Genomic DNA, 5,291 nt, shown 5'->3' with positions numbered 1-5,291 from the left:
TGCCGGGGCGGGCGAGCTCGGCCCACTGGGCGGGGGCGTGGAGGGGGTGGGCGTACCAGCTGCTGCCGCCGTCCGTGGACCGCTCCAGCCACGCGTAGCAGGTGTAGCCGGCGGTGAAGTTGTAGAACGTTCCGTAGGCGTAGGCGGGCGCCGACTTCGTCAGGCTGGTGACGTCGAGGCCGGCGGTGCAGCCCCCGGTCGCGGTCTGCTGCGTCACGAACCCCACCTCGGAGTCGGCCCAGGCCGATCCTCCGAAGCCGAACACCAGCGCCGTCGCCGCGGCTACGGGGGCGCCGTAGCGAAGGGACCTGCTCAGGACGGAGGTCTGGCGCGCACGGGATTTCGACTTGAACATGACGTCCCCATTTCTCTGGAAGTGCCACAGTGCCGTGACGATCCTTTCCGGCCCGCGCCAACAGCGGCAACGGCCGTCCCGTAACTGAGGGGATCCCGGGTCGCAACCCCTGTGACCTGCGACTGAACCGCCCTGTATGACGGTGGAACGGGACACCGCCCCGCTCTCCAGGCGCCCGAACCGCGGCGGAGCGCCACGCTGCGGTCACTCCGACAGGTCCCACAGCAGCCGGTAGTACGCGGTCCGTTCCCGGTCCGGCTCGACTCCGTAGGCTTCGAGAAGCGGCTCCTCCCAGCCCGGACCGTAGTTCCACCGCGTGCTCCACGTGGCGACAGCGAGGTCCGCCCAGCGGTCGGCGACACCGAGCGTGCCGAGGTCGACGTGGCCGGTGCACATGCCGTCGTCGCCGACCAGGGTGTTGGGAGCGCAGGCGTCGCCGTGGCAGACCACGAGCCGGTCGACCGGGGGAATGTCGTCGAGCATCCCGAGCGCGCGCTCGACGGCGCCGATGTGCCTCACATCCGGGTGCCGGTCCGCCGGATCGAGCAGGCCGGCCGCCGCGCGTGCCCGTACTGCTCCCACGCGCGTCTGCGCCGCCCACTCGAACGGGCAGTTCGCTACGGGCAGCGCGTCATGCAGCGCGCGCAGACCGGCGCCGATCGCGCGGACGGCTGTACCGGGGTCGCGCTTCCAGCGGTCGTCCACCGCGGAGCGGCCGGGCAGGCCGCGGGTGACGATCCAGGACCCCGCGGCGTCGGCCCCCTCGTCGAGTACGTGCGGCACCATGGCGAACCGCGCCGCCCAGCGCAGGCGCACCACCTCGGCCGTGAGGTCGATGCCGTTCCCGGCCGGCGTCCACTTCACGAACTCCCGTCGGTCGCGCACACCGATCTGGAACGTCAGTCCGCCGAGCTCGTTGCGCCACACGGCCCGCGTCGGTCGCCCCGCCGCCCGTTCGGTGACGACCGGCGGGAACTCGACGGGGCCCTGGGGCGACTCGGCGATCACCCGCCCATTCTCACCGGACCGGACATCGGCCGACCAGTCGATTCCGGACGTCGGCGCCGGCACTCCTGCCATGCCCCGCCCACCCTCTGTAGGTTGAACGTCGGGACAACCGTGGGGGGTGTGAGAGTGGCATCCCGTGAGACGAGAGCGGAACGGGGGCGGGACGTGAGCACCAGGACCGGGACGCGGCGGCGCGAGAGCCGGGTGGTGTCGGCCCCGCCCGACAGCGCAGCCGCGGCGCGCCTCGCCTCGTTGCAGCGGACGGCCGGAAACACGGCCGTCGTGAGGATGTTGACGAGAGGCCGGACGCCGTCGGGGGAGGACCGGTAGGCACCGCGGTCTGCCCCTTCGTACCTTCCGTGGCACCGCCCGGCTGATCTAGAACAGAGAGCTCGGCAAGGAGAAGTTCGGCGAGGAGGACCGTCCATGCGCTCGGTCGCGCGGGATCACCACCACCCTGGTGCACGAGGGCAGGAGACCCCGCGTGCGGCGTCACCGCCGGCCGACCTGAACGGCGCCTGGATACAGCACCTTCAGCGCGTCGCCTCGGGCGAGCACGGTCCTGTCCGGCCCGGTGCGACGACCGTCCAACGCACCGGAGCGTCGGCCGCGGACGAACGGCCCACCACCGGGGAACCCGAACAGACCGAGGGAACCGACCAGTCGGGCAAGGAGATCATCACCAGGCTGAGCAGTTCGATCGAACAGCACACCGTCCAGACCAAGTCGAAACGGAACGTCTTCGCGCCGGGCACCTGGTGGCCCGAACAGTGGCTGGTCGAGGGCCCCACCCGGCTGCGCAAGACCCTGGACCGCCGCGTGCTGCGCGGCGAGGCGTTCAACGAGCAGGACCTGGACGACATCAGGCAGCTCTCCGACGTCAACCCGAAGTGGCTCAAGTCCGTGGGGATCGGCACCTACGCCGAGGCGGAGGCGTACCTCAAGGGGAGCTTCAAGGACTGGTTGCAACTGAGCGCCGGCAAACGCGTCCTCACCGCGACGCTGGCCGTCCGCGCGAACCATCCGGCCGTCCGGCCGTCCGCGCCGCCGATCAGCCCCGACTACACGCTCGGCCGGTTCATGCTCACCCAGGCACCCGGCACCTCGGCCGACGACCGCAAGCTCCTGGAAGCCGAGCGTGACCAGCAGATCCGCGAAACCGCCGTCGACTCCCTGTATCCGGCCGGCATGGCCCCCGAGCGCCGGCACGGCGACGCCATCCCGGAGGAAGGCAGCCCGATCGGCAAGGGCGGCAAGGAGAAGGCGCCCGACTACGTCCGCAAGGACGGCAGGGCCCGCGAGATGCTCACGAAGATCCTGCTGGTCCTGCGCAACGGGCTGAAGCTCTACGACCCCGCTCAGGGCAAGCACCAGGTGAACTACGAACAGGACGTCATCCGCGCCCTGGCGCACGGAGGCCGTGTCAACGTCCGTATCCCGGCGCTGGGTTCCAAGGACGAACCGGCCTACTGGCTCCCCCACTTCCTGGGTGTCACCAAGGACGCCACCAAGGGCGAGACGGCCGAGGACGTCTCGGAGCGCGACTTCGCCACCCACCGCACCTCCATCGGAGCCAACAAGGGCGACCAGCCGGGCACGTTCAAGGAGAAGGGCGGCATCCTGGCATCCGTCACCAACAAGCTCGCGGTCGGCGCCGCCAGCCCGAAGCTGTGGGGTCAGGACTTCTCCGGCGGCGGCCTCGGCTCCAAGGACTGGAACGGCGACATGGTCCTGCCGAACGGTTCCTACGGACACATCCTGCTGGTCTACCACCGCCCCACCATGGAACGCGACGGCTCGCTCCAGATCGGTATCGAGACCATCAAGCCGCACGCCGACAGCCCGGTCGGCTACGAGCACGACTTCCGTTCCACCGAGGCCACCTCGAACCCGGAGTCCGTGCTGCACGGCCACAAGGGCGACAAGGTCGGATCCGGCGGTCTCGGAAAGAACGAACGCTTCGTCGACCTGCGGGAGATGGGAGCGGCCCACGGCGGCGACTGGCATGCCTACCTGGACGAGGTCAAACAGGACTGGGAGAAGGCCCTCGCCGAGACCGAGGACGGTTCGAAGGAACGCCGAGCCCTCTACGAACGCCTCGTCGGACCCCGCCCGAAGCCGTAGCCCCGACTCCGGCCGCGGGCCTGGCCGCACCTCGTGTATCGCCTCCCAGGTCGCACGGGGGATGACGACCCCAGGCCACGCCCGCTGCCGGGGAGCGGGCCGAGCAGGGCGGATCGGCGACGGACCTGTTCGTAGTGGCGCCGGGAACGGCGCGGTGTGCCGACATCCGTGACGGTCCGCCGAGTCCGGGCGACGCCCTGCCCTGGGATGCGGCGACGAGGCGAAACCCGCCTACCGGGCCCTGCGTGACGTCCTCAGCCGCTCCCACCGCCGGGGCGGGTGAGAGCGCGCAGGTGACGGCGGGCGCGAGCGCGGGCGCGGGACATGACCCGGCGGACGTGGGCGCCGTCCGGGGTGGGGCCCAGGTCGTCGGTGAGAGAGATCTCGACCCCGCCGTCGTACGGAGCGGTCAGGTTGTACAGGCAGCCGACCAGGGCCGCCAGGCAGGAGCCCAGGACGACTTCGAGCACGATGAGGGTCATCGAGACGGTCAGCCAGATGCCCGGCCGCGGCAGGGCGTCCGGGGCGATGAGCGTGGCCGTGCCCCAGGCGGCGGTCGAGGCGACGGCGGTGGCGGCGCCGAGGCCGCCGACGACCAGGAAGCCGATCCGCGTGACGGAGCCGGGTCCGACCGCGGATACGCGCATCCGCACGGTCCGCGGCCGCGGCTTCGGTGAGGAGAGCCGTCCGGGGTGTCGTGGGACCGTACCGGATGCCGCCGACTGGGCGTGACTGCCCGCCGGCGCTGTCTGCGCCCTCGTGACGAGGCCGCCGTCGGCGACGGGAGAGGACTCGGTACGGACCGGGCCGGCCGGTGCCGCCTCGGTCGACGCGGGCGTGGTCCGCGTCGATGCGGGGCGCGCAGCGGGCGGCCCGGGGGTGGTGCGTGCCGGGGCGGGTTCGCCGGGACCGGCGGTACCGACCGGTGCAGTCGGCGACGCTGTCTCGTGGCTGTCGGGGGAGGACCCGGTCGCGGGGCCCGGCCGGGCATCGGTGGCCTGGAGAGTGCCGTCGCGCGTGGCGGTGACCCGTCCGCGGACGGTGTGACGAGTTCTGCGTCTGGCGCGACTCATGCGCGTCTCCCTGAGTGGCCCGGCGCTCTGGTGAGCCTCTTCCGCGCCGGACAGCCCGCGTCGATCAGCCCGCGTCGACCGCCCGGCGGCCTGGGGGGCCTGCTGGTCGTTGCTTTCGACGGTAGGCGCTCCTGCCCGATCGTGCATCACCGGTGACACACGGTCACCGCGCGCAGTGCGCGTCGGGACGCCGGTCAGGGTCCGGAGAGGGGTGCCCGGGGGCCTCGGTCCGGCCGTGGCCCCGCGTCGTTCGGCCCGAACAGCAGCCGTACGAAATCGGTGACCGGCCCGACGATGTCGAGGTCCTGGTCGAGGAGCCACTGCAACTGGAGCCCGTTGAGCACCGCTTGGAAAAGGAGTGCGGCGCTCTCGGGGGAGACGCCCTCGCGCAGTCCGCTGCGGGCCGCCTCGTCGGGGAACCCGTCGGCGAACTGGGCGCGGCTGCGTGTGTAGCGGTCGGCGAAGTACGCGTGCGCCGGATGATCCGGCCGTGAGGCCGCCGCCGCGAGCTCGATCCACAGCCGCATCAGCTCGGGAGCCCGCTGGTGGTGGCGCATCAGCTCGGCGAGATAGGGCCCGAGCCGGTCGGGGCCGTCGACCGTGTCCAAGCCCTGCTGCCACTCCTTGCGGTCGCGGTCGGCACGGGCGCGGGCGGCGCGTTCGTCGACGCCCAGCAGTTCGGCCGCCTCGTCGAGGAGGGGAACGTCCGAGACGGTCCAGGCCCGGGTGAC

The 5,291-nt window shown here is 72.0% G+C and carries 5 protein-coding genes; 1 reads left to right on the top strand and 4 read right to left on the bottom strand.

The window, feature by feature from the left end; translation table 11 throughout:
• Together ABZ646_RS39320 and ABZ646_RS39315 are read right to left on the bottom strand one after the other, a co-directional pair.
• Window positions 1-355, bottom strand: a 355-nt coding sequence (locus tag ABZ646_RS39320) for a hypothetical protein (RefSeq protein ID WP_360530352.1), incomplete at its 3' end; no start/stop codon positions are given.
• 204 nt (window positions 356-559) lie between these two features.
• Window positions 560-1,435, bottom strand: a complete 876-nt coding sequence (locus ABZ646_RS39315; protein ID WP_360530349.1) for an aminoglycoside 3'-phosphotransferase — start codon at window positions 1,433-1,435, stop codon at window positions 560-562.
• A 354-nt stretch (window positions 1,436-1,789) separates the two neighbouring features.
• On the opposite strand from ABZ646_RS39315, the gene ABZ646_RS39310 reads away from it, so the two are divergent.
• Entirely contained in the window at window positions 1,790-3,487 is a 1,698-nt protein-coding gene (locus tag ABZ646_RS39310) for a PE-PGRS family protein (RefSeq protein WP_360530346.1), read from the top strand.
• Window positions 3,488-3,741: 254 nt separating this feature from the next.
• Here ABZ646_RS39310 and ABZ646_RS39305 read toward each other — a convergent pair whose 3' ends face one another.
• Window positions 3,742-4,134, bottom strand: coding sequence for a DUF3566 domain-containing protein (locus ABZ646_RS39305; RefSeq protein WP_360530343.1), 393 nt, complete (start codon window positions 4,132-4,134; stop codon window positions 3,742-3,744).
• A 620-nt stretch (window positions 4,135-4,754) separates the two neighbouring features.
• The coding region (locus tag ABZ646_RS39300; RefSeq protein WP_360530340.1) for a TetR family transcriptional regulator C-terminal domain-containing protein at window positions 4,755-5,291 on the bottom strand (537 nt) is incomplete at its 5' end.

Origin of the sequence: Streptomyces sp. NPDC007162 (assembly GCF_040634175.1) — a bacterium.
Taxonomy (GTDB): domain Bacteria; phylum Actinomycetota; class Actinomycetes; order Streptomycetales; family Streptomycetaceae; genus Streptomyces.
This window is presented reverse-complemented; position numbering and strand designations above follow the sequence as displayed.